26 protein-coding genes and 1 tRNA gene are annotated in these 23,062 nt (G+C 69.6%); 15 read left to right on the plus strand and 12 right to left on the minus strand.

From position 1 onward, the window contains the following. Positions 1-43 precede the first annotated feature (43 nt). Positions 44-1,231, minus strand: a complete 1,188-nt coding sequence (locus K6T36_RS10025) for a CBS domain-containing protein (protein ID WP_222921155.1) — start codon at positions 1,229-1,231, stop codon at positions 44-46. A gap of 74 nt (positions 1,232-1,305) precedes the next feature. Between K6T36_RS10025 and K6T36_RS10030 the strand changes: the two genes are divergently transcribed. The 3 genes from K6T36_RS10030 to K6T36_RS10040 all read left to right on the plus strand — a co-directional run bounded on the left by K6T36_RS10030 (position 1,306) and on the right by K6T36_RS10040 (position 4,754). Then, positions 1,306-1,725, plus strand: coding sequence for a cupin domain-containing protein (locus K6T36_RS10030; protein WP_222921156.1), 420 nt, complete (start codon positions 1,306-1,308; stop codon positions 1,723-1,725). Between the two features lie 444 nt (positions 1,726-2,169). Continuing rightward, on the plus strand, positions 2,170-4,212 hold the full coding sequence (locus K6T36_RS10035; protein WP_222921157.1) for a DEAD/DEAH box helicase: 2,043 nt from the start codon (positions 2,170-2,172) through the stop codon (positions 4,210-4,212). 119 nt (positions 4,213-4,331) lie between these two features. Next, a complete protein-coding gene (locus K6T36_RS10040) occupies positions 4,332-4,754 on the plus strand; it encodes a DUF7539 family protein (protein ID WP_222921158.1) in 423 nt (140 codons plus the stop codon). A gap of 54 nt (positions 4,755-4,808) precedes the next feature. On the opposite strand, the gene K6T36_RS10045 is transcribed toward K6T36_RS10040, so the two are convergent. After that, positions 4,809-5,408, minus strand: coding sequence for a DUF5789 family protein (locus K6T36_RS10045; RefSeq protein WP_222921159.1), 600 nt, complete (start codon positions 5,406-5,408; stop codon positions 4,809-4,811). 157 nt (positions 5,409-5,565) lie between these two features. Here K6T36_RS10045 and K6T36_RS10050 point away from each other — a divergent pair, with 157 nt between their 5' ends. The 9 genes from K6T36_RS10050 to K6T36_RS10090 all read left to right on the plus strand — a co-directional run bounded on the left by K6T36_RS10050 (position 5,566) and on the right by K6T36_RS10090 (position 13,794). Then, entirely contained in the window at positions 5,566-7,407 is a 1,842-nt protein-coding gene (locus K6T36_RS10050; RefSeq protein WP_345778306.1) for an SLC13 family permease, read from the plus strand. 111 nt (positions 7,408-7,518) lie between these two features. Beyond that, positions 7,519-7,591, plus strand: a tRNA-Pro gene (locus K6T36_RS10055). A gap of 51 nt (positions 7,592-7,642) precedes the next feature. Next, positions 7,643-8,464 carry a group I intron-associated PD-(D/E)XK endonuclease gene (locus tag K6T36_RS10060; RefSeq protein WP_222921160.1) on the plus strand — a complete coding sequence of 274 codons (822 nt, stop codon included), beginning with the start codon at positions 7,643-7,645 and terminating at the stop codon, positions 8,462-8,464. Between the two features lie 69 nt (positions 8,465-8,533). Further along, positions 8,534-10,648, plus strand: coding sequence for a minichromosome maintenance protein MCM (locus tag K6T36_RS10065; protein ID WP_222921161.1), 2,115 nt, complete (start codon positions 8,534-8,536; stop codon positions 10,646-10,648). Between the two features lie 6 nt (positions 10,649-10,654). After that, a complete protein-coding gene (locus tag K6T36_RS10070) occupies positions 10,655-10,939 on the plus strand; it encodes a DUF7854 family protein (RefSeq protein ID WP_222921162.1) in 285 nt (94 codons plus the stop codon). 67 nt (positions 10,940-11,006) lie between these two features. Beyond that, positions 11,007-11,345 carry a DUF7855 family protein gene (locus tag K6T36_RS10075; protein ID WP_222921163.1) on the plus strand — a complete coding sequence of 113 codons (339 nt, stop codon included), beginning with the start codon at positions 11,007-11,009 and terminating at the stop codon, positions 11,343-11,345. After that, complete coding sequence (locus tag K6T36_RS10080; RefSeq protein WP_222921164.1) at positions 11,342-12,271, plus strand: DUF7856 family protein; 930 nt, start codon at positions 11,342-11,344, stop codon at positions 12,269-12,271. Before K6T36_RS10075 ends, K6T36_RS10080 begins: the two co-directional genes overlap by 4 nt. An 84-nt stretch (positions 12,272-12,355) precedes the next feature. Beyond that, positions 12,356-13,135, plus strand: coding sequence for a DUF7857 domain-containing protein (locus tag K6T36_RS10085; protein WP_222921165.1), 780 nt, complete (start codon positions 12,356-12,358; stop codon positions 13,133-13,135). Further along, positions 13,132-13,794 carry a MinD/ParA family ATP-binding protein gene (locus K6T36_RS10090; protein ID WP_222921166.1) on the plus strand — a complete coding sequence of 221 codons (663 nt, stop codon included), beginning with the start codon at positions 13,132-13,134 and terminating at the stop codon, positions 13,792-13,794. The genes K6T36_RS10085 and K6T36_RS10090 overlap by 4 nt, the downstream gene beginning before the upstream one ends. 61 nt (positions 13,795-13,855) lie before the next feature. Here the strand turns inward: K6T36_RS10090 and K6T36_RS10095 are convergent, their stop codons facing one another. After that, entirely contained in the window at positions 13,856-14,716 is an 861-nt protein-coding gene (locus K6T36_RS10095) for a transcription initiation factor IIB (protein WP_222921167.1), read from the minus strand. Between the two features lie 168 nt (positions 14,717-14,884). Between K6T36_RS10095 and K6T36_RS10100 the strand changes: the two genes are divergently transcribed. After that, the gene (locus K6T36_RS10100; protein WP_222921168.1) at positions 14,885-15,400 is read left to right on the plus strand and encodes a DUF7858 family protein; all 516 of its coding nucleotides are present in this window, start codon (positions 14,885-14,887) and stop codon (positions 15,398-15,400) included. Between the two features lie 12 nt (positions 15,401-15,412). Here K6T36_RS10100 and K6T36_RS10105 read toward each other — a convergent pair whose 3' ends face one another. From K6T36_RS10105 to K6T36_RS10135, 7 genes are all read right to left on the minus strand, one after another. Then, positions 15,413-16,207: a CpaE/TadZ family protein gene (locus K6T36_RS10105; protein ID WP_222921169.1), complete on the minus strand. Its 795-nt coding sequence runs from the start codon at positions 16,205-16,207 to the stop codon at positions 15,413-15,415. Between the two features lie 98 nt (positions 16,208-16,305). Beyond that, a complete protein-coding gene (locus K6T36_RS10110) occupies positions 16,306-16,725 on the minus strand; it encodes an HIT family protein (RefSeq protein WP_222921170.1) in 420 nt (139 codons plus the stop codon). A gap of 51 nt (positions 16,726-16,776) precedes the next feature. Further along, on the minus strand, positions 16,777-17,286 hold the full coding sequence (locus K6T36_RS10115; RefSeq protein ID WP_222921171.1) for a hypothetical protein: 510 nt from the start codon (positions 17,284-17,286) through the stop codon (positions 16,777-16,779). Positions 17,287-17,379: 93 nt separating this feature from the next. Beyond that, positions 17,380-18,003, minus strand: a complete 624-nt coding sequence (locus K6T36_RS10120) for a uracil-DNA glycosylase (RefSeq protein ID WP_222921172.1) — start codon at positions 18,001-18,003, stop codon at positions 17,380-17,382. Positions 18,004-18,052: 49 nt separating this feature from the next. Beyond that, positions 18,053-18,514, minus strand: coding sequence for a zinc ribbon domain-containing protein (locus K6T36_RS10125; RefSeq protein ID WP_222921173.1), 462 nt, complete (start codon positions 18,512-18,514; stop codon positions 18,053-18,055). Positions 18,515-18,588: 74 nt separating this feature from the next. Then, positions 18,589-18,912, minus strand: coding sequence for a TM2 domain-containing protein (locus K6T36_RS10130; protein WP_222921174.1), 324 nt, complete (start codon positions 18,910-18,912; stop codon positions 18,589-18,591). Positions 18,913-19,106: 194 nt separating this feature from the next. Beyond that, positions 19,107-19,268, minus strand: a complete 162-nt coding sequence (locus K6T36_RS10135; protein ID WP_222921175.1) for a DUF7860 family protein — start codon at positions 19,266-19,268, stop codon at positions 19,107-19,109. A gap of 149 nt (positions 19,269-19,417) precedes the next feature. Between K6T36_RS10135 and K6T36_RS10140 the strand changes: the two genes are divergently transcribed. Continuing rightward, positions 19,418-19,660, plus strand: coding sequence for a DUF8151 family protein (locus K6T36_RS10140; RefSeq protein ID WP_222921176.1), 243 nt, complete (start codon positions 19,418-19,420; stop codon positions 19,658-19,660). A 73-nt stretch (positions 19,661-19,733) separates the two neighbouring features. On the opposite strand, the gene prs is transcribed toward K6T36_RS10140, so the two are convergent. Both prs and K6T36_RS10150 read right to left on the minus strand, forming a co-directional pair. Next, positions 19,734-20,585 (minus strand): ribose-phosphate diphosphokinase, encoded by an 852-nt coding sequence (gene prs, locus K6T36_RS10145; RefSeq protein ID WP_222921177.1) that lies wholly within the window; start codon positions 20,583-20,585, stop codon positions 19,734-19,736. A gap of 145 nt (positions 20,586-20,730) precedes the next feature. Beyond that, the gene (locus K6T36_RS10150; protein ID WP_222921178.1) at positions 20,731-21,585 is read right to left on the minus strand and encodes an HVO_0234 family beta-propeller protein; all 855 of its coding nucleotides are present in this window, start codon (positions 21,583-21,585) and stop codon (positions 20,731-20,733) included. A gap of 137 nt (positions 21,586-21,722) precedes the next feature. Here K6T36_RS10150 and K6T36_RS10155 point away from each other — a divergent pair, with 137 nt between their 5' ends. After that, positions 21,723-23,057, plus strand: a complete 1,335-nt coding sequence (locus K6T36_RS10155) for an ABC transporter substrate-binding protein (RefSeq protein ID WP_222921179.1) — start codon at positions 21,723-21,725, stop codon at positions 23,055-23,057. Positions 23,058-23,062 lie beyond the last annotated feature (5 nt).

Genomic DNA, 23,062 nt, shown 5'->3' on the forward strand with positions numbered 1-23,062 from the left:
GCGACGGTATCGGCGGGCCGGTGCTCGTGTCCCGATGCCGCCGTCAGAGGCCCTGTCCCCCGACATCGGGGAGCGGTCCCGTCTCTCGGCCGATGCCGAGCGACTCCCGACCGCCCTGCTGGATGATGTTGAACGCGGTCATGAGGTCGGTCCGCGAGATGAGCCCCACGAGCTCGCCGTCGGCGTCGACGACCGGGAGGCGGCCGACGCCGCGCTGTTGCATGGTCTCCAGCGCGGTCAGGGCGTCGGCCCGCGGGGTGACGCTGGCGATGTCGGTCTCCATCACGTCCTCGACGGTGTAGGCGTCCCGCTCCACCTCGCGAACGCCCTGGGCGTCCTCCAGGGTGACCATTCCGACGAGGTTCGCGTTCTTCAGAACCGGGTAGCCGGTGTGGCGCTCGCGGAACATGCGCTCCATCAGTTCGGCGACGCTCGTCCGGGGTTCGACGGTGTGGAGCTCCTCGCGTGGCGTCATGATGTCGCCGACGGCGACGCCCTCGAAGGCGGCGCGCATCGTCGTCTGCTGGGCCTCGCTGGAGGCGGCGATGTAGATGAAGAAGGCGAGCCCGACGGTGAGCCAGTTGCCGCCGAACAGCCCGACCAGCCCCAGCAGGAACGCGAACACCTTCCCGACCTCGGCGGCGATCTGGGTCGCCCGCGCGTGCGGACGGTTCCGAGCGAGCAGGGCGCGCAGCACCCGGCCGCCGTCCATCGGGAAACCGGGGAGCATGTTGAACGCCGCGAGCACGAGGTTCATCAGCGCGAGGTAGCCGACGACGAACGCGACCGTCGGGGGGAGCGCGACGCCGACGAGCACGGCGTAGGCGACGAGTCCCAGCGCGACCGACACCACCGGACCCATGATCGAGATGGTGAACTCCTGTTTCCAGTCCTCGGGCATCTCCTCGAACTGGGCGACGCCGCCGAACAGCCACAGCGTGATGGCCTTGATCTCGTAGCCGTAGTGCATCGCGGTGAGCGAGTGGCCGAACTCGTGGAGGAGAACGGAGACGAACAGCCCCATGGCGGCGGCGGTGCCGAGCACCCACGGGAGCGCGCCGGCGGTGAGCGCCTCCGCCGGGATGGCGACGCCGAACGTGTCGGCGACGATGCCGGAGAACTCCCCGACCTGGCTCCCGATGAGATACGCGAACAGCGGGAGGATCAGAAGGAACGTCCAGTTCAGCTGGATCGGGATACCGGCGACCCGCCCGACACGGATTCCTCGCATGTCTCGGAGTTGTCCCTCATCGCGTATAAACCCGGTCGCCGAGATTTATCTCCTATCGCGCGAAAGCGACGGTCATGGCCGAGACCGACGCGACGACGGACGGGCCGGCGACCGACGGATCGACGACGGAGCCGGTGGTACAGCGCGGCGCCGAGCTCGCGATGAGCGAGGTCGACGCCGGCGGGGGGATGTCGAAGGGCGTGCTCATCGACGAGTCCGACGGCGCCCCCCACTTCGCGATGCGGCGGTTCGAGCTCGCGGCCGGCGCGCACGTCCCAAACCACACGAACGAGGTCGAACACGAGCAGTACGTGCTCGCGGGCGAGTACACGGTGGGGCTCGACGGCGAGGAGCACACCGTGAGCGCGGGCGACGCGCTGCTCATCCCCGCGGGCGTGCCACACTGGTACCGCAACGACGGCGACGAGGCGGCGGCGTTCATCTGCGTGGTCCCCCACGGCGACGACACGATACGTGTACTGGACGAGGAGTAGCGTTTCCTGGGTGCCGGCGGCGTCTGCGGTGGCGCGCGCCGCCGCGGCTCCGTCCGCGGCGGACGCGCGCGAGGGATGAGGGAGTCCGTGAGCGAAGCGAGCGCGACGACTGAATCGGCTGGGGAGGGTGTGGTGGCGGTGCGGTGCTGTCGGGTGGGACTGAAAGGGGCTCCCAGTCTCGTGAGCCGAGACACCGCAAGCACCGCAGGCGAGCGGAACGAAGTGACGCGAGCCGAGGAGCGCGGCGTGTGTCGCAGGCCACGAGACTGGGAGGGGCTTTCGCGGTCGTCCAGTTCCTCGCAACAATAACGACGAGAACAGCAACGACCACAACGACGACAGCACCAGCCGAACCGATCCCGATGCAGATCACGTCACACACTCACACACTGGAGCCGAATCCCTGAAATACCGCATCCGCCTACCACGACCCAAGCGATCACCGTGTCCGAGCAACTCCCGCAGGTCGAGACCCTGTTCCTCCACGAACGCAGCGACGACGACGAGTTCACCGTCGTCGTCGAGCGCGACGGCTCTCGGGTCCTTCAGGGCGTCCTCGAACTCAAGGAGGCCGACGCCGGCCCGCGGCCGCGTCGCTTCCGCGTCAAGCGCAAGGGCGGCGAGGAGCCCCGCCAGCCCGACCAGTTCGTCGAGCTCGCGCGCAACGCGCGCCGCATCCGCATCTCCGAGCAGACCGACGCACGCCCCCGTGACCGGCTCGTCGAGATGCTCGACGCCTACCAGCTCGACGCCAAGCAGGTGCGCACCTGCCGCTACTGCGCCAACGCCGGGCGCTACTCGCCGGTCACCGCCGACACCGCGGTGAAGGCCGACCGCGACTGGATCTGCCCCGACTGCGCGAAGCGCGAGCTCGAACGCGAACTCTCCTACAAGGGCCAGTTTACCGGCAACGCGCAGGACCGCCTGGAGGACCTCCTGTTCGAGGTGCAGGATCTGGAACGCATCACGAACCTCCTGCAGGGGAACCTCGACCCCGACCTCACGAAGTTCGACACCATCTCCGCGACGACCGACGAGATCGACCCCGTCACCACCGACTCCCTCTCGCTGCACCCCGCGCTGCAGGAGCGCGTCGAGGGCCGGTTCGACGAGCTGCTGCCGGTGCAGAGCCTCTCCGTCGAGAACGGCCTGTTCGACGGCGACGACCAACTGGTCGTCTCGGCGACGGCGACCGGGAAGACGCTCGTCGGCGAGCTGGCGGGCGTGAACAACGCGCTCAACGGGAAGGGGAAGATGCTGTTTCTCGTCCCGCTGGTCGCGCTCGCGAACCAGAAACACGAGGACTTCGAGGACCGCTACGGCGACGTGCTCGACGTGACGATCCGCGTCGGCGCCTCCCGGATCAACGACGACGGCAACCGCTTCGACCCGAACGCGGACGTGATCGTCGGCACCTACGAGGGGATCGACCACGCCCTCCGGACGGGCAAGGACATGGGCGACATCGGCACGGTCGTCATCGACGAGGTCCACACCCTGAAGGAACCCGAGCGCGGCCACCGCCTCGACGGGATGATCTCCCGGCTCAAGCACTACTCCGAGAACCGCGGCTCCTCGGCGCAGTGGGTGTACCTCTCGGCGACCGTCGGCAACCCCGAGTTCCTCGCGAAGCGGCTGGGCGCGCGGCTCATCGAGTTCGAGGAGCGTCCGGTCCCCATCGAGCGCCACGTCACCTTCGCGGGCGAACGCGAGAAGGTCGACATCGAGAAGAAACTCGTCAGGCGCGAGTTCGACACGAAATCCTCGAAGGGGTACCGCGGCCAGACGATCATCTTCACCAACTCCCGCAGACGCTGTCACGAGATCTCCCGGAAGCTGGAGTACGACTCCGCACCGTATCACGCCGGGCTCGACTACAAGCGCCGCAAGACCGTCGAGCGCAAGTTCGGCGATCAGGAGCTTGCGGCCGTCGTCACCACCGCCGCGCTCGCCGCCGGCGTCGACTTCCCCGCCTCGCAGGTGATCTTCGACACCCTCGCGATGGGGATCGAGTGGCTCTCCGTCCAGGAGTTCGAGCAGATGCTCGGCCGCGCGGGCCGCCCCGATTACCACGACGAGGGGAAGGTGTACGTGCTCGTCGAACCCGACGCCAGCTACCACAGTTCCATGGAAGGGACAGAGGACGAGACGGCGTTCAAGCTCCTCAAGGGCGAGATGGAGGACGTGAAGACGGTGTACGACACGGCCTCCGCCGCCGAGGAGACGCTCGCGAACGTCGTCGTCGCGGGCAAGCGCGCCAAGCGGCTGAACGACCGCATGATCGGCGAGGTGCCGACGACCCACGCGGTCGGCAAGCTGCTGGAGTGGGAGTTCATCGACGGGTTCGACCCGACGCCGCTGGGTCGCGCCGTCGCCGAGCACTTCCTCGCGCCCGACGACGCGTTCCGCATCCTCGACGGGATCCGGAAGGACCACCACCCCTACGAGATCGTCGCGGACATGGAACTGGCCGACGAGGAGCTGTAACCGACCGGGGGCGATCGACGGTCGGCCGTCCGACCGCCGGTGGGAACCGACCGCAGTCGCGTTCCGAACGTGTCGGAGCCTGTACCAAGGTTGATTGCCGTCGCGGCCGTCATCCGGACATGGCCGACGCATCCGCCAGCCGACAGCTCGTTCGCGAGGTTCGATCACAGCTCGACGGGTGGACGGACCGCGCCCGCGTCGAGGCGTACGCCGAGCTGTTCGAGGGCGACGACCCGATCCTCTCGGAGGAGGAGCTCCGACTGCTCGATGCGGTCGACTCGCGCCTGGAACGACACGGCGGCGACGGCGTCTGGGGAACCGACCGGTACGGCATCCACTCGGCCGACGGCGGGCGATCGACCGACGCGCTCGGCGTCGTCTGCGTGTATCACCCGCAGGTGACGAGCGACTCGGTGCTGCGCGGCATGGACGACCTCGACGACGAGACCGAAGAGCGGATCAACGCGGCGCTGTGGACGTACGCCGAGCGCGTCACGGAACTCATCGAGGACGCGCTCGACGAGTACCTCGACCGGGACTGATCCCAGATCGCGAAGGCGGACCGTTGCGTGACCCCGCCGGGTCAGGCGTTCCCGTCAGACGCCGAGCCACTCGTCGTTCCGGACCTCGTAGCCGTTCGCCCGGCAGTACTCGGCCGCCCGTCGCCGGACCGACCGGGACCCGGGAAGCTCGCGATCCTCGCGGATCCGCTCGACGATCCAGTCGGCGACGACCGGGATCCCCTCGTTCTCGTCGATCGGATCGATGTCCACGAGCTCCCTGAACGTTCGCTCGTAGCCGTCCCGTTGGGAGCCGGCGAGTTCCAGCTCCCGGATCGACCCGACGGTCTCGGCGATCCGCTTCATCGCCGCGGCGACTGTCGGCCGCTGTATCCGGACTCGGACGGCCGCGGCGGAGGCGAACACCTCCTCGTCGGTGTCGGGAAGGAGCGCCTCGACGGCGTACGTCCCGTCGTCGGTCGGGATCTCGCGCTCGCCGATCGCATCGACGACCTCGGATCCGGGCGCGGGGAACTCCACCGACTCGAGATCCCGTTCGATATCGGAGAGGACGTCCGCGTCGACCGGCGGCTCCGCCTCGTCGTATCGCTCCATCTCCGTGGCGAGGGCCCGCTCCTGTCGGCGCTTCTCGGCGTCGTGCGCCTGCTTGTCGCGGCCGCGTTTGTCGTCTGCCATTCCCCCGGAGTTGGCTCCCGACCCGGATAACCCCGCGTCCGATTGTCGAACCGTGCGAACGCGGACCGCGGACGAGGCCGGGTGGCGGCCGTGCCGGTCCGGTCCCGCACCCTTTTTGCCCGCAGCCGGTGTCGGACTCGGCGTGCTCGCGCCCGAGATCCTGTTCGTCTTCGCGGTGATCCTCGCGGCGCTCGTGCTGTTCGTCACCGAACCCGTGCCGGTCGACATCACCGCGATCGGCATTCTCGTCGCGCTGTTGCTCTCGGGCCCGGCATCGCTCGCGCTCGCGAACGTCGGGCTGCTCGCCGAGCCGTTCGAACTCGTCTCCGTCGAGGAGGGCCTGTCGGGCTTCGCGAACCCGGCGACGCTGACGGTGCTCGCGATGTTCGTCCTCTCCGAGGGCGTGCGGATGACCGGCATCGTCCAGCGGCTCGGCGCGTTCATCGCCCGGCTCACCAAAGGCGACGAGACGAAGCAGTTGGGCGCGACGATCGGCGTCGTCGGCCCGATCTCCGGGCTGATCAACAACACCGCCGCCGTCGCGATCCTCCTCCCGATGGTGATCGACCTGGCCGAGCGCGGGAAGACCTCGCCCTCGAAGCTGCTGCTCCCGTTGAGCTACGCGTCGATGTTCGGCGGGACCCTGACGCTCATCGGCACCTCCACGAACATCCTCGCGTCGGACCTGTACGCGACGCTCGCGCCGGCCGACGTGGCACGGCAGTTCCGGATGTTCGAGTTCCTCCCGCTGGGCGCGGTGCTGCTGGTCGTCGGCTCGATCTACCTGCTCACCGTCGGCCGGTGGCTCACGCCCGCCCGGATCGCGCCGCGCGCGGACCTCACCGAGGAGTTCCAGATGGCCGACTACCTCACCGAGGTCGTCGTCCGCGAGGACTCGCCGCTGGTGGGCCAGCGCGTCGAGACGGCGCTCTCGGCGACGGAGTTCGACGTCGACCTCGTCCAACTCGTCCGCGGCAACCGGACGTTCCTCGAACCGTTCGGGCAAAAGGAGATCCGCGCGGGCGACGTGTTCGCCGTGCGAACCGACCGGGCGACGCTGGTCGACCTGCTCGACGTGGAGGGGCTCGACCTCATCCCCGATGTCGTCGACGAGGCGGAGCTGGAGACCGCCGAGGAGACGCAGAACCTCGTCGAGGTCGTCGTCGCGCCCGGGTCGTCGCTGGTGGGCGAGTCGCTCGCCTCCGCCAGCTTCCGCCAGCGTTACGACGCGACGGTGCTGGCGCTGCGGCGCGGCGGCGAGCTGGTCCGCCAGCGCATGGATCACATTCCCCTGCGCGTCGGCGACACCCTCCTCGTGCAGGCGAGCGAGCCCTCGATCGAACGCCTCGACGCCAACCGGAACTTCATCCTCGCGCGCGAGATCGAGACGCACGACTACCGCCGGTCGAGGACGGTCGTCGCCGCCGGGATCGTCGCGCTCGTGATCGGGCTGGCCGCGGCCGACCTCGTGCCGATCGTCGTCTCGGCGCTCGCGGGGGCGCTCGCGATGGTCCTCACGGGCTGTCTGAAGCCCGGCGAGGTGTACGAGGCCGTCGAGTGGGACGTGGTCTTCCTGCTCGCCGGCGTCATCCCGCTGGGCATCGCGATGCAGACCTCCGGGACCGCGGGGCTGCTGGCGGACGCGATCGTCGCGAGCGCGGACGTGCTTTCCCCGATCGCGCTGCTCGGTGCGTTCTACGTGGTGACGGCGCTGCTCACGAACGTCATCTCGAACAACGCCAGCGTCGTGCTCATGATCCCCGTCGCCCTGCAGGTCGCGGCGACCCTCGGCGCGAACCCGCTCGCGTTCGCCATGGCGGTGACGTTCGCGGCATCGACGGCGTTCATGACGCCCGTCGGCTACCAGACGAACCTGTTCGTGTACGGTCCCGGCGGCTACCGCTTCACCGACTACCTGCGCGTGGGAGCTCCACTGCAGGCCCTGTTCGCGGTCGTGACGACTCTGGGGATCCCGGTCGTGTTCGGACTGGGGCTGTGAGGGGTTGGAGATGGTGCTGAGGGGTGCTCGCAGTCGCGATCGGACTGTGGGTTGCTCGCGGGGCGAGGCGAACGGAACGGTTTAGTCAATCGACGGGAATCGTTGATACACGGGACCGTGGGGTAGCTTGGTAACCTCTGAGCCTTGGGTGCTCAAGCCCCTAGTTCAAATCTGGGCGGTCCCACTTCCTGCTGCCCTCGCTCAAATTCATATACGATAGCGAACCAACCAGCCTATGCACCCGCTGGACGAAATGCCGAGTCATCGGAAGGGCGATTACACCGAGGCCGTCGTCGTCGCCGAATTAACACGCCGTGAAATTCCGGTTCTCCGCCCGATGAACGACAACGAACGGTACGATTTCGTACTCCCCTGGGACGATCGCTATTTTTCAATTCAAGTGAAAACCGCTGCCTACGAAGGGAACGGACTCACCATCCGTGGCGTCTCACAGCATACAAACGGAAGCGGCAACGTATACAAGCGGTACGAGGATGACGTTGATTTCTTTATTGGATACTGTCACGAACTCGAGTCGATGTATCTGCTCCCCGAATCGGAGGTTGGGTCGAGAGTATTTCTACGAACCGAGGCTGGAAAGCAGAACCACCGGACAACGAACTGGGCGGAAGACTACGAGTTCGACAATAACTGGCCGCCCGAGACGATATCGCTCCCCCAGCAGGATGGTCGCCGAGTGATCGAGACGCTTGAAGACGCTGGGATAGGGGTACACGAACCGACGACGGATCGCCCGTACGACCTGCTCGTCGAATCACCCAACGGCGGGTACTATCGAACCACGATCACTCCCGGCTACCTGATAGAGGGACGAATTCGGTTCGACGGGAAGGCGAACGTCGTTCCGGACGCAACTAAAACCGATCTTGTTCTGGTCCAGTGCGACGAACTCGACACGCTATACCTCGTTCGTCGCGACGAATACGACGTAACCATCTCTTTCCGGGTCGAAGAGCCGAAAAAGGAGGACAGTCGCATCAACTGGGCGGAAGACTACGAGTTCGATGAGCGCTGGCCCGACGACATCGCGAACTGACCGCTCCCGCCTCATTACTTCCACCGAGAGGCGACAGTTCTTACCCGATGAGGTGGCTACCTCTGTGCAATGAGTCAGGTCTCCGAGGGGCAGGACGTCGACGCGTTCCTCAGTTTCTACCGGACCTATTACAGCGACGACATCGCCCGCCTCGCCCAGAACTACCCGAAGGAACAGCGGTCGCTGTACGTCGAGTACGACGACCTGTACACGTTCGATCCCGACCTCGCCGAGCGCTACCTCAACCGCCCGGGAGAGATGCAGGAGATCGCCGAGGAGGCGCTGCGCACGTACGACCTCCCGGTCGACATCTCGCTGGGGCAGGCGCACGTCCGCATGCGCGGGCTCCCGCGCGAGAACACGATCGACATCCGCGGCATCCGCGTCAGCAACGACCACATCGGCTCGATGGTCGCGGTGCAAGGCATCGTCCGCAAGGCGACGGACGTGCGCCCCAAGATCACCGAGGCGGCCTTCGAGTGCCAGCGCTGCGGGACGATGACGTACATCCCGCAGAACGACTCCGGCTTCCAGGAGCCCCACGAGTGTCAGGGCTGTGAGCGCCAGGGTCCCTTCCGCGTCAACAACAACGAGTCGAAGTTCATCGACTCCCAGCAGCTCCGGGTCCAGGAGTCGCCCGAGGGCCTCCGCGGCGGCGAGACGCCCCAAAGTATCGACGTGAACCTCGAGGACGACATCTGCGGGCAGGTGACGCCGGGCGACCACGTCACCGTGGTCGGCCGCCTGGAGATGGAGCAGGTGACCAGCGGCCAGGAGAAGACGACCGTCTTCGACCCGTACATGGAGGGGATCTCGGTCGTCATCGAGGACGAGGAGTTCGAGGACATGGACATCACCGACGAGGACAAACAGGAGATCCTCGAACTCTCGACCCACGACGACATCTACGAGGAGATGGTCGCCTCGGTCGCGCCGTCGATCTACGGCTACGACCAGGAGAAGCTCTCGATGATCCTCCAGCTGTTCTCGGGGGTCACGAAGCACCTCCCGGACGGGTCACGGATCCGTGGCGACCTCCACATGCTGCTGATAGGGGACCCCGGAACCGGCAAATCGCAAATGCTGTCATATATCCGAAATATCGCTCCACGTTCCGTCTATACTTCGGGGAAGGGCTCCAGTTCGGCCGGGCTCACCGCGGCGGCGGTTCGCGACGACTTCGGCGACGGCCAGCAGTGGACGCTGGAGGCGGGTGCGCTCGTCCTGGCGGACAAGGGGATCGCCGCTGTCGACGAACTTGACAAAATGAGGTCGGAAGATCGGTCGGCCATGCACGAAGCACTCGAACAGCAACAGATCTCGGTGTCCAAAGCCGGCATAAATGCAACTCTCAAATCTCGGTGTTCGCTCCTCGGCGCCGCGAACCCCAAGTACGGACGCTTCGACCAGTACGAGCCCATCGGCGAGCAGATCGACCTCGAACCGGCGCTCATCTCGCGGTTCGACCTCATCTTCACCGTCACGGACAGCCCCGACCCGGACCACGACGCGAAGCTCGCGGACCACATCCTGACGACGAACTACGCTGGCGAGCTGAACACCCAGCGCACGGAGATGGCGGCCTCGAACTTCACCCAGGAGGAGGTCGACGAGGTGACCCAGGAGGTGGCGCCGGTCATCGACGCCGAACTCCTGCGCAAGTACATCGCGTACGCCAAGCGCAACTGCTACCCCACGATGACCGACGAGGCGAAGGCCGCGATCCGCGAGTTCTACGTCGACCTCCGGGCGAAGGGCGCCGACGAGGACGCCCCCGTGCCCGTCACCGCCCGGAAGCTGGAGGCGCTCGTCCGGCTCTCGGAGGCCAGTGCGCGGGTCCGCCTGTCGGACACCGTCGAGGAGGAGGACGCGACGCGGGTGATCGAGATCGTCCGCTCGTGTCTCCAGGACATCGGCGTCGACCCCGAGACCGGACAGTTCGACGCCGACGTGGTCGAGACCGGGACCAGCAAGAGCCAGCGCGACCGGATCAAGAACATCAAGGAGCTGATCGGCACCATCGCCGAGGAGTACGAGGACGAGCCCGGCGCGCCCGTCGACACGATCCTGGAGCGGGCCGACGAGGTCGGGATGGACGCCGGCAAGGCCGAGAAGGAACTGGAGAAGCTCCGGACGCGCGGGGAAATTTACGAGCCGCAGTCCGGCTACGTGCGGACGACGTAACCGCCGATGGATAGAATCTCCGCGCTCCGGAACGTCGAGGACGCCATCCGCGCGTTCGAGGACGGCGAGGCCGACCTCGCCGCCACCGAGCGACGCGTCGCCACCGTGCTGCGGACGTACGCCACCGAGTTCGAGGTTGATGACCGCCGGGCGTACCGCGCCGTCGACGGCCCCGGCGAGGGGCGCGTCGTCGTCGCCGGCGACCCCGAGGAAGCCCGCGATCGGATCGCCTCGCTCGCCGCCGTCGACGACGAGATGGATCCCGAGGACGTGACGGTCGAACCGCTGTAGGGAACGGCGGTTCCGACTTCGATACACGATTCAATACGTTTATATTGTGAACCGAATCTGTGAGTGTATGCTACTCGTCGTGACGTACTCGCGCGCGGCGCGAACGACGCTCCGCAACGTCTGTCGCAGCCACGACGACACCCTCGTCCGGCGGTTCGGTCGGGCGGCGCTGTTCGCCGAGACGGAATTGGGCGCCTTCCTCGCGTGTCGCCTGCGGGCGAAACACGGGACCGACGTGCAGGTCGAGCGGACGGAGCCGTTCAACGAGTTCGCGGCGGTGCGACCGGCGGTCCGCGAGGCGGCCGTCGCCTACGAGGACCGCGAGGCGCCGAGCACGCCGTACGCGAAGTTCGCCGTCGGCGCCGACCACCCCGACCCGGCGGCGATGCGCGACGCCGAGCTGTGACCCGGCGGTTCGCCGTTCGTGTCGCCCCGTCGGAGTCGGCGGCGCTGCGAGACGCCGCGGGTTCGGGATCGGTCGACGACGCATGCGCCGCGCTCGACCTCGACCCGGACGACCCGCTGGCGACGCTGACGGAGCGGCCGCCGTCCCTGTGGCGCGCGCTCGCGGCGGCGGCCCGCGAGCGCGGCCTTGAGCATCCCGGTGACGACGAGCGTCGTCGGCTCCGAACCGCTCTCGATGAATCGGCCGAGGAGATCGACGCCGCCGACGGCGCGGACACCGCGGACGACGCGAGCGACGCGCTGGCGGCCGCACGGCGTCGCGCGGCGGCCGCCGGTGCCGACGTGGATCGGCTTCGTGAGCGGGCGGCCACGCTCCGCGGGCGGCTCGCGGAGGCGCGCGAGCGGACGACCCACGACGCGAGCGACGATTCGGACGCGAGCGGCAACGCGGACGAGGACGCGGACGCGACGGCGGTCGACTCGCTGCGGGCGGAGTTCGCGGCGGCGACGCGGGCGCTGAGCGAGGCGGAGACCGAGCGCGTCGCCGCCGACCAGGCGCTCGCCCGCGCCGCCGAACGCTCGCGGTCGGTTCGCGACGCCCGCGAGCGACGCCTCCGGTTGCGCGACGCGCTCGCCAACCGCCGTCGGGAGGCGCGCCGCGACCTCGCCCGCGAGGTGTATCCCGCCTTCGCGAACGCGGTCGCGGCGTTTCACTCCGAAGTCGATCCAGTCGACGGCAGGGTCGCGGACGCCGAGGTCGGCGACGACCCCGGCGACTTCGACGGCGACGCGGTCGTCGCCCACGCGGCCGCGATCCGCATCGCCGAGCGGTCCGACCCGGTCGTCGTGGGAGTCGACCGCTTCGTCGACGCGACCGCGGCACGCGACTGGCTCCGCGCGCCGGTCGTCCTCGTCGGAGCCGAGTGAGACCCACGACCCACGCCCGTGGTGCCCGCGCTGACGGCGCGGTCCGTGCGGACGTTTATCGCCGATACCGGGACCAGCACGACCATGCCGGTCACGCTCGACTCGACGGTCACGACAGCCGGCGGCGTCGCGCTCGTCGCCGTCCGCGTCCGCAACACGGAGCCGGTCGCCCGCCGCGTCCGCATCGAGAACCGCCTCCCCGGTCCGGTGCTCCCGCCGCGGCGACACGGTACGCCCGAACCGGGCTGGTCGGACGACGGGTACGACGGGGTCGTCGCCGCCGACTCCGACCTCGCCCTCGGGTACGCCTGTCGGGTCGCCGTCGGCGAACGCGGTCCGTCCGACGATCACCCACCGAGCGACGACGCGCCCGTCGAACTCGTCGCCGTCGGGGATCCGTCGGCCGCGGAGCCCGACCCGATGGACGCCGTTATCGGCGACTTGGGGAACCACAGACCGCCCCCCGACGCGGCCTCGATCGCCATCGGCGCCGCCGGCCCCGCCGGCGCCGCCGCGGCCCCTGACCGCCCGAGCGACCCCTCCGGAACGGCGGCCACCTCCGCCCACTGCGGGGAGTCGAAGTCGCCGCCGGAGGCGACGGCGGCGCCGACGGACGTTCCCCCGGCGGTCGCGCGATATCTCGACACCGTCGAGGGTCGGATCTCGCGGGCGGAGGCGTTCGCGGACGGGTCGGTCGCGGACGCGACGGGGCTGCTCGAGGCGGACACCGATCCCGACGGTCTGGCCGAACTCGTCGCGCTGGACGCGACCGCGTTGGAGGGGCTTGCCGCCCGGGCCGACTCGCTCGCGGCCCGGGCGGCGGCCGTCGACGTGCCGACCGACGCGCTGGAGCGCCTCGCGTGATCGTCGCCGTCGCCGGCGGGAAGGGGGGCGTCGGCAAGTCGACGCTGGCGTACAACCTCGCGGGCGCGCTGAACGGGCTCGTCGTCGACGCCGACCTCGCGATGGCGGACCTGCCGGGCGGTCGCGAGCGCGGGCCGGATCTCCACGACGTGCTCTCGGACCGGGCGACGCCCGCGGAGGCCGTTCGGCCGGGGGCGGTGGACGTCCTTCCGTGCGGCCGGACCCTCGCGGGGGCGCGACTGGCGGACGTGCGCCGGCTTCGGGAGGCGGTCGCCGTCGGCGGCTACGAGTTCGTCGTCGTGGACTCGCCGGCCGGCCTGCGGGCCGACGCGGGCGCGCCGCTTGCGGTCGCCGATGCCTGTCTCCTCGTCGCGTCGCCGACGCGGTGGGCGCTGGCGGACGCGATCGCGGCGCGCGAGCTGGCCCGCGAACTCGACTGCGGGCTCGCGGCCGTCGCGCTCAACCGCGCCGTCGAGGACCCGCCCACGGAGGCGGTCGGACGCGCGCTCGGGGCGCCCGCCACCGCGGTGCCGGCGGATCCGCGCCTCGCGCGGTCGGTCGCGACCGAGACGCCGGTGGGGGAAACGGACGCCGAGTCGGCCGCCGCGCGGGCGGTCGATGAACTCGCCGCGGCCGTTCGGCGCTGTGCGGTCGCGTAAGAAGGGAATCGGCTCCCGTCGCCTCCGACGGTTTCGCCTGGTCTCCGTCACCCGGTCCCCGTCACTCCTCGCGAAGCTCGACGTACGACGAGCGGAGCGTAACGGGCGTCACGTCCGCAACGTCGGCCGCGGCCGCCTGCGTGCAGTCGGCGTCCCCGTCGCGCGCGGCGGCGTACAGACACGCCGCGGCGACGCCGCAGGGGTTCCGTCCGTTCGTGAGCCCCTCGTCGCGGGCGACATCGAGGTACTCGCGGGCGGCGCGTTCGACCGCGGCGTCGAGCCCGAGTTCCGTGGCGAACCGGGGGAGATACTCGACGGGATCGATGGGTCCGACGGGGAGGCCGAGCTCGCGGTTCATCGCGTCGAAGGCGGCGCGGAGTTCGTCGGCGTCGGCCTTCGCCTCGGCGACGAGCTCGCCGCGGGTGCGCGAGACGCCGGCGACCCGGCAGGCGACGTACACCGCCGCGGCGGCGAACCCCTCCAGCGAGCGTCCGCGAAGCAGGTCGGCGTCCTGGGCCGACTCGAACAGCGAACACGCCTGATCGCGCAGCGACTCGGGAAGCCCGGCCGCCGAGACGATCCGCCGGATCTCGGTGAATCCGTACACCTTGTTGCGGTCCCGTTTCGAGGAGATCCGCGCCCGCGTGTGCTGTCTGCGCATCCGGGCCCACTGCCGGCGCTTGCGCCCCTTCACGCGCGTGTGTCCGATCTCCGTCGAGAGGCCGCGGTCGTGGCGCGAGCGCGTCAACGGCGCCCCGGTCCGCCTCGGATCGCAGTCGTCGTCCGCGAAGCTGCGCCACTCGGGGCCGCGGTCGATGCGGTCCGCCGAGACGACGAGCCCGCACTCGCTACATACCGCCTCGTCGCCGTCCGCGTGCACTCGACCCTCGCATTCGGGACACGCCGTCGTGCTCGTTTCCATACTCGAACGTCGGTCCCGAACCCATACTTATGTGTGGGGGGATCCGCCGCTCCCGACCCGCTCTATGGCGCTCGAACGTACCGATAACCGGTACGTTACTCCCAACAGTCTCGTTATCGTATCGACCCGGACGATCGAATTTATATCGGATGGCGACCGAGCGTGACCATGGCGCTCCCCGACATCGCCGCCGGGATCGAGGTGACCGCACGTCAGGAGACGCGCGGCGTCGCCTCGGTCGACGACACCGGCGGCGACCTCGCCTCCCGGCTCGCCCCCCACGCCGACGCGTTGGCGTGTACGCCCGAGGCGGCCGCGGTGGTGCTCGACCACCACGCCCGCGGCCAGAGCGTGGGCGCGAGCGCACGCGAGGCCGGCGTCGCGGCCGTGACGGCCGCGAAGGTGCTCCATCGCTGCGGCGTGCAGGGCGTCTCCCCGCTCGCGCCGACAGCCCGCCGCGTGGTTCGCGACTGGCTCGGCGGCGAGATCCCGCGTGCGGACGCGCTCGAACTCAGCGGCGGCGACGAGGCGGCGTTCGCGCTCGCGAGCTACGTCGAGTCACACGATCCGGTGCCGGAGCTGGCCGACGTCGCCCGCGGCGCGTTGGCCGCGGGCGGGAACGCGAGCGTGGAGAAGCGGGACGCCCTCGGTGAGACGATGACTGCCGCCGTCGACCTGCGCTGACCCGCCCGTTTCTCACTCCCCGCCGCGCACGCGGTCGACGCCCGCGCCGAGCCGCCCGATCACACCGCGGTCCTCGAACTCGACGTCCAGTTCGGTCTCGAACAGCGTCTCCGTCGCGGCGACGACGCCGGCGGCGAACGTGTCCGTGCCGAGACACGCCGGCGCGGCGGCGAACTCGCTGGGCCCGCGCGGGATCGTCGCGTCCGCGTCGGCCTCGGCGCTTCCGGATTCGTCGCTTCGCCCGGCGGACCCGGGAGCGGCGACGGCGACGCTCGCGGGGTCGCCGTCGGGCACGTCGATGTCGCGGAGCACGTCCCGCTGTCGCCGCCGGCCGTCCGCGCCGTGGTCGGTGTCGGGAGCGACGATCGCGACGCGGTCGACCGAGTGGACCGCGGCTATCGGCGGGTTGGCGGCGACCGGCGGAACGTCGACGATCACGTGGTCGGCGCGGGCGACGGCTTCCGCCACTCGCTCGCCGAGCACCTGTGCCGCGTCGTCGCCGGTCGCGCGGGCGAGACGCTCGAACGGCGCGTGCGCCGGGGCGAGTTCGATCCGGGCGTCGACCGCCGCATCGAGGTCGTACAACCCGTCGGCGAGCGGTCGGTCGGGATCGAGACACAGCTCGGTCACGTCGGGATCGATGCGGCCCGAAACGAACTCGCCGAGCCCCTGCGTCGCGTAGGCGGCGTCGAGAACGACGACCTCGCGGCCGTCACGCGCGAGCGCGGCGGCACACTCGACGGCCGTTCGGGTCGTGCCCGCGCCGCCGACGGCGCCGACGAACGCGAGCGATCGGATGCTGGCCATGCGGCTGCTGTGCCCGCATCCGCCATATAGTTACGTGTCTGAGTTCGCGGAACAAGATCGGACCGGGCCGGAGCGGTGCTCCGCGACCGCGGCGGGGACTACGCTCCGATCGCGTCGGCGATCTCGTCCAACTCGTCGTCGCCCAGGTCCGGCCGCTCGCCGGCGGCGACGTGGATGGGTCCGCCGCCGTCGCCGTCGAAGCGCGGGATGACGTGGACGTGCGCGTGGGGGACCTCCTGGCCGGCGTCGGGGCCGTCGTTGACGCCGATCGTGTGGGCGTCGGCGTCGACCGCGTCCTCGATCCGGGGCGCGAGGTCGTGTACGAGGTCGAAGACGGCGCGCGACTCCTCACGAGAGAGGTCGGCGACTCGCTGGTGGTGCGCCTTGGGGATCACGAGGGTGTGACCGCGGGCCATCGGGTTCGCGTCGAGGAACGCGAGCGCGTCGTCGGTCTCGGCGACCACGCGGGCGGGAATGTCGCCCGCGACGATCGAACAGAAGATGCAGTCGTCGCTCATGGACGATCGGTGCGTCGGCATCACGCTTCAAGATAGGGGCCGTTCGTCCCCCTACGTCGAGATGAACTCGGCGATGGACTCGGCCACGGCCTCGATGTCGGGCCTGTGGGGTTCCAACTCGAACTCGGTCGAGTTGATCTCGACCACCGTCCCGCCGACGACCAGGGACAGACTGTACCGGAACCGGTCCTCGGTCTTCGTCCGAATGATCCCGTACGTCGTGGTGTTCCAGACGCCGTTGTGCCCGACGGCGTCGATCGAACCGAACGGAACCGACCACGAGTACCCCTCCTCGGAGACGATGTCGATGCGTGACCCCGAGATAACGCATATGCCGTTCTGCGAGTATCGGTGCGTCACCACGTCGGTCTTGAACGACGTCCGCATCCCGTCGTGTGCTTCGTACGGGATCCCCGCGCCGGCCCCGCCGACCACGAACTCGACCTCGGAGACGGCGAACAGCTCCTCGATCTCGTCGGGGTCGTAGCGGTCGGAGACGTCGAAGAATCCCTCGGTGTTCCCGTTGATCCGGTTGACGATGTAGGGGTCGGCGGCGGGCATGAGCGAAGTGCTCTGAAGTCCTAGTTATCTGTTGCTATACCCGTTCGTTCGTGATCGAGGGGGCCGCCTTCGTTGACTTCCCCGACCCGCCCGCTACGGCAGGTGCACCGCGATCCGCTCCCGGTACTCCTCGGCGCTCAGCCCCAAGCGCGAGAGCCACACCTCCCGGTAACTCGGATGGAGGATCGGCAGACATGTCACGCCGAGCGTCGGGCACTCGATCGGCTCGCACACCGAGTCGAGGAAGCCGTCCTGCTCGATTTCCTCGAACGCGAGTAGCGTCGCCGTCGCGTGTTTCCCCGTCGTGACGACGACCGCCGGGTCGACGATCCCCAACTCGGTTTCGAGGTGGCCGCGGCAGTTCGACAGCTCCGCGTCGGTCGGATCGCGGTTTCCCTCGGGGTGACACTTCGCCGCGTTCGTGAAGAAGCAGTCGTCGCCGTAGCCGAGTTCGCGCATGAGTCGGCGCACGCGACGGCCGGAGTGACGGGACGTGTACGCGCAACCGGTGTGGTTGCCGCCCTTCCAGGTCTCGGCGTCGGGGTCGCCGGCGCCGGGTGCCTCGCCGACGACGAGCACGCTCGCGTCCCGGGGACCGGTGCCCCACGAGATGCGGGTTCGCGACTCGACCAGTGCCGGACACCGCGAGCAGCCTGGCTCGATCACGAGCCGATCGTCGGAATCCGGGTGCCGGATCGGTTCCTCGGTGTCGGTCACGGTGTCGAGTTCGGGGCCGCGGCGATTGGCGGTTTCGCTCCGACCGCGGTCAGGGCTCCCCGAGCACCTGATGGCGCCGATAGAGGTAGGCCGCGCCGGCGGCGATGTTGAGGAACCAGATCGCCGAGAGGATCACCCAGACCGCGACGTTCGGGTCCCACTCGGAGTTCGCGCGGACGTATTGGGTATCGAAGTACACCGACAGCGGCAGCCCGGCCCACCCGATCAGGACGAGTATTCCGCCGCCGGCACCCAGATCGCCCCCCAGGGCCGACGCGAGCACGAGCAGCACCCAGACGCCGGTTCCCGCGGCGACGCCGTACCACCAGGTGTCGGACACCGAGGTTTCGTACTGCGCGGGGTCGTGGACGCTACTCCTACCGCCGCCGCTACTGGCGGGGCTGTAGTTGTCGTTTCGGACCCCGCAGTTGGGGCACAGCTCCGACGCCTGCTTGATCGCCTCCCCGCAGGAGCGACAGAACACCTCGTCGGCCGCCTTCCGTTTGGTCATGGCTGTGATCCGCGATCGGCGGTCCCGGGGCTTGGATGGATGGCGTGCATCGAAAAATGGCGGGTATCGCTACGTCAGGCGTACTGCTGCTGGAACTCGTCCTCGGACTTCGTGAGGTAGATGATCCCCTCGATGAGCCCGACGAGGAGCGGGATGAACGTCCACGAGAAGACGAGGTAGATGATCCCGCGACCGGTGTTGCCGAGGTAGAAGTGGTGTGCGCCGAGCCCGCCGAGGAAAATGGCGAGGAGGGCGGCGCTCGTCTTGTCCTTCGAGCCCGAGGAGGACCCGCCCGACTGGCGCACGCCACATTCGGTGCAGATCTCCGCTTCCTTCTTGATCACTTCGCCGCAACTGCTGCAGAACTGCTCGTCGGCGCCGGGAGTTGCATTGCTCATCTTCGTGTCAAACCTTTCATCAACTATAATAAGTATACTGGTTGAATATCGATCACGATAGGCGAAATATACTGCATGTACCCGATCGCCGGACGGGCCCGACTTCGGTTCCGGTTGGCGAGCGCTGTCGGCCGGTGCGAGGGTCGCGGTGAACCGGCCGTCGGGATCCGTATCAGCGTCCGGACAGGACTCCGCTACTCCGTCAGCGGCAGCGCGACGCCGAACACGAACACCGAGCGGAACGCGCCGCCGACGGCGAACAGTTCGAGGTCGACCAGCAGCGCGTGCTCCCACGGCGGGAGGGCCGTCCCCGCGACCGCGGCGCCGACCTCGACGGCGACCGCGAGCAGGAACACGGCGGCACAACCGAGCAGCGCGCGCTGGTGAGCGTCGGGTAATCGGGGTTCCCGTCTCTGCCTGATATGCGGCCGAACTTCGGGGCCGGTCGATTCGCGCTTTCGGTCCGACCGAAAGGGTTTCACTCGCCGACGGCGGCCCTGGTGGTATGTCAGGACTGTTCGACGCCGCGTGGGTCGCGGCGGAGTACCTCTTCGTACTGCTCGCGTCGGTCGTCCTCACCGGGATCGGGATCCACTTCGAGCGGGCGGCGGCGGCGACGATGGCGACGGCGCCCGAGGTCGCGGCGGTCGACGCCGTGCTCGGGGCGGTCGCGCTGTTCTGGGGCGTCTACCTCGTCGGCTACAGGCAGGCGCTTCCCCGGATGCGGCACGTCCTCGCCTCTCGGTGAGCGGGCGGCGACGGCGCGTCTGTCGGGGGTAATAGTGCGTCAGTCGGGCGGTTACAGCGCGTCCGTCGAGCGGTTACAGCGAGTCGGCCACGAGCGGCGCCACCGACACGTCGCTTTCGGCGCGTTCGAGGGTGTCGCTCGCGATCACCCGCGTCACGCCGGCGGCGGCGAGCTTCGTGCGGGCGTTGCTCGCGAGCATCCCGTGGACGCACGCCGTGTACACGTCGCCGCAGTCGCGGTCGCGCAGGGCGGCGACCGCCTCGCTCATCGTCGACCCGGTCGCGATGATGTCGTCGACGACGACCACGTCGCGGTCGGCCACGTCCGCGTCGCTCGGGCTGACGGTCACCTCGCCGGTGTCGTAGTCGCGAACCTTCTCGAAGAAGTCGGTCTCGCCGCCGCCGAAGGCGTCGCGCACGGCGACCGCGAGCCCCTCGGCGGAGGCGTCGGGGCCGAGAAACAGCGGCTCCGAGAGGTCGTCGGGCAGCGGCTCCGCGAGCAGCGGCGCCGCCTCAAGCACCTCGACGGGCACGTCGAAGTAGTCGGCAACGTCGGCCTCGTGGGGCGTCACGAGGACGACGCGGTCGGTGCCGGTCGAGACGGCGCGGGCGACCGCCCGCGCGGAGACGGGCTCGCCGTGTTCGAACGCCCGGTCCTGGCGGGCGTAGCCCATGTACGGGATGACGGTCGTGACGGTCTCCGCGCCGGCCTCGCGGACGGCGTCCTGGAGCTGAAGCAGCTCGACGAACGCGTCGTTGGAGTCGGTCGCGGCGACGACGACGGCCTCCTCGCCCGCGAACTCGGGCACGGCGGCGCACTCCTCGCCGTCCGGGAACCAGCGGTACTCCGGCGTGGCGAGCGGGCGGCCGGTGTGCTCGGCGAGGGCGGCCGCGAGCGCCTGCGACGCGGACCCGGGTACGATCATACACGTCGTTCCCGCCGCCGGATACAAACGCGTTCCTACTCGGGCGACGCGTGCGGCGGCATCACAGCCCGCGACGACCCGATCGAGGACGGGACGGCGGCGCCACTACTCGGCGCTCGTCTTCACTACTCAGCCGTCGTCGTCACTACTCGCCGGGGATCGCGACCGCCCGCACGTCCGGCAGGCCGAGGGTCCGGCCGCGCCATCCCCCGTCGGCGTACACCCGAGCCTCGCCGCCGTCGGTGACCGCGACGAGGTGCCGGCCCGCGAACGCGGCGTCGACGACGCCCGACTCGTCGTGGCGGACCCACTCGGTCGCGGTCGCGTCGGCGCGCTCGTACAGCGCCGCGCCCGTTGCGGCGACCGCTCGCTCCCCGTCGGCATCCGCGGCGACACAGCGGAATCCGGCCCCGGTCCGCACGCTCCGGTCGGCTCCCTCCCCGTCCGGTTCGAGATCGCGCATCCAGCCGTTGCCGAGGGTGTACAGCGACTCGCCGGTCACCGCCAGCGGGACCCCGCGGTCGCTCACGTCCCTGGCGTCGTCGAGGCCGGCGTACTCCAGTTCGCCGTCGGTCAGGCGGTGGACGCCGTCGCCGGCGGCGACGAGCCGGCCGTCCAGCCGGCGGGGGTCGTCGACGGCGCCGACGGCGGTCCACGCGCCGTCGTTGCCGTCGCCGTCGTCGGATTCCCCCGCGCCGAGCAGCGAGATAGTGCCGTCGGGCGCCGCCGCGAGCACGCCGTCCCCGGCGACGCTCACCGCGACCGCGGGGCCATGTCCCGTCGGCTCGAAGTCGCCGACGAGCACGTCCTCAGCGGTGGCGACGGCGACGGCCTCGCCGCGGGCGGCCACGTCCCGGGCGTCACAGCGGTGTTCGAACCCGAACTCGCCCACGATGTCGCCCGACAGCGAGACGCCCACGACGCCCATCGAGGAGGCCGCGAGCGCCCGCACCACGTCGTCGCGCTTCGTGAACACGCGCTTCTCGGCGATGGTCGGCATACGCGGGGGTCCGGCGGCCGGGCGAATAAGCCCCGCGGAGCGCTCGTCGGGGACGGTCCGGACGGGTCGAACCCGCCCGTTCGGGTGGCCGGGAAGGGATATACGGATAAGGCTGTAGAGAAAAGATACCGCTAGCCATGGTAGCAGATGACACCGAACCGAACCGGCGGGACGTACTGAAGGCGTCCGGGGCCGCGGGACTCGCGGGACTCGCGGGGCTTGCCGGCTGTAGCACGACCGACGACCCGGCGACCGACACCGCGACCGAGGAACCGAACGGCGCCGGTGGCGGCGACGGCGACGACGAGGAGACCACCGCCGACGACGGCGGGGACGGAGACGACGGCGGGGACACCGGGCCGTACACCATCGGCATGGTCGACTCGCTCACCGGGTCGCTGTCGGCGTTCGGCCAGCGCAACCAGCGCGGGAAGGACCTCGCGCTCGCCGACGTGAACGAGGTCGGCATCGGCGGACGCGACCTGGAGATCATCGTCGAGGACTCCGAGAGCCAGTCGCAGGCCGGCGTCTCGGCGGCCCAGAAGCTCGTCAACCAGGACGGCGTCCCGTTCGTCATCGGCGCGGTCGGCTCGGGCGTGTCGCTGGCGATCTACGAGTCGGTGATCCAGGGGACCGACGTGGTGCAGTTGAGCCAGAACTCCACCAGCCCGGACCTGACGGACTTCCCGGGACTGCTCCGGATGTCGCCGACGGGGAGCACCCAGTCGACGGCGCTGGCGAACATCATCGGCGAGGACGGCTACGACTCCGTCGCGCTCGCGTGGGTGAACAACGACTACGGGCAGGGGCTCGCCGAGACGTTCCGCGAGGAGTGGGACGGCGAGATCGCCTACGACGAACCCCACGACCAGGGGCAGTCGTCGTACTCCTCGACGGTGTCGGGGATGGCCAACTCCGGCGCGGACGCGTGGCTGTTCATCACCTACCAGCCGGAGTTCACCTCGATGGCCCAGGAGGCGTACTCCAACGGCTACGAGGCGCAGTTCTACGGCGCCGACTCCGTCCAGGGGTCGGACGTGCTCGGCAACACGCCCGAGGGGAGCCTCGACGGCATGAAGATCGTCGTCCCCTCCGCGGCGGTCGACCAGGACAACTACCAGGCGTTCGCCTCGGAGTTCGAGTCCGAGTACGGCGAGACGCCGACCTCGTGGTCGGCGTTCGCCTACGACTGCGTGGTCACGGCGGCGCTGTCGATCGCGACCGCCGACGAGTTCACCGGGGCGGCCCTCCAGGAGACCGTCCGCGACGTGACCCGGCCGGAGGGCGAGGAGGTGTTCACGTTCGCGGAGGCGATGGAGGTGCTCGGCGAGGACGGCTCGCCCGACGACATCGACTACCAGGGCGTCTCCGGCCCGATCGATTTCGACGAAAACGGCGACCCGGTCGGCTTCCTGCAGATCCTCACCGTGGAGGACCACGAGTACGTCTCCTCCGGTACGATCGAGGGCTAACCCTC

The organism is Halobaculum roseum (assembly GCF_019880245.1).
Classification (GTDB): Archaea; Halobacteriota; Halobacteria; order Halobacteriales; family Haloferacaceae; genus Halobaculum; species Halobaculum roseum.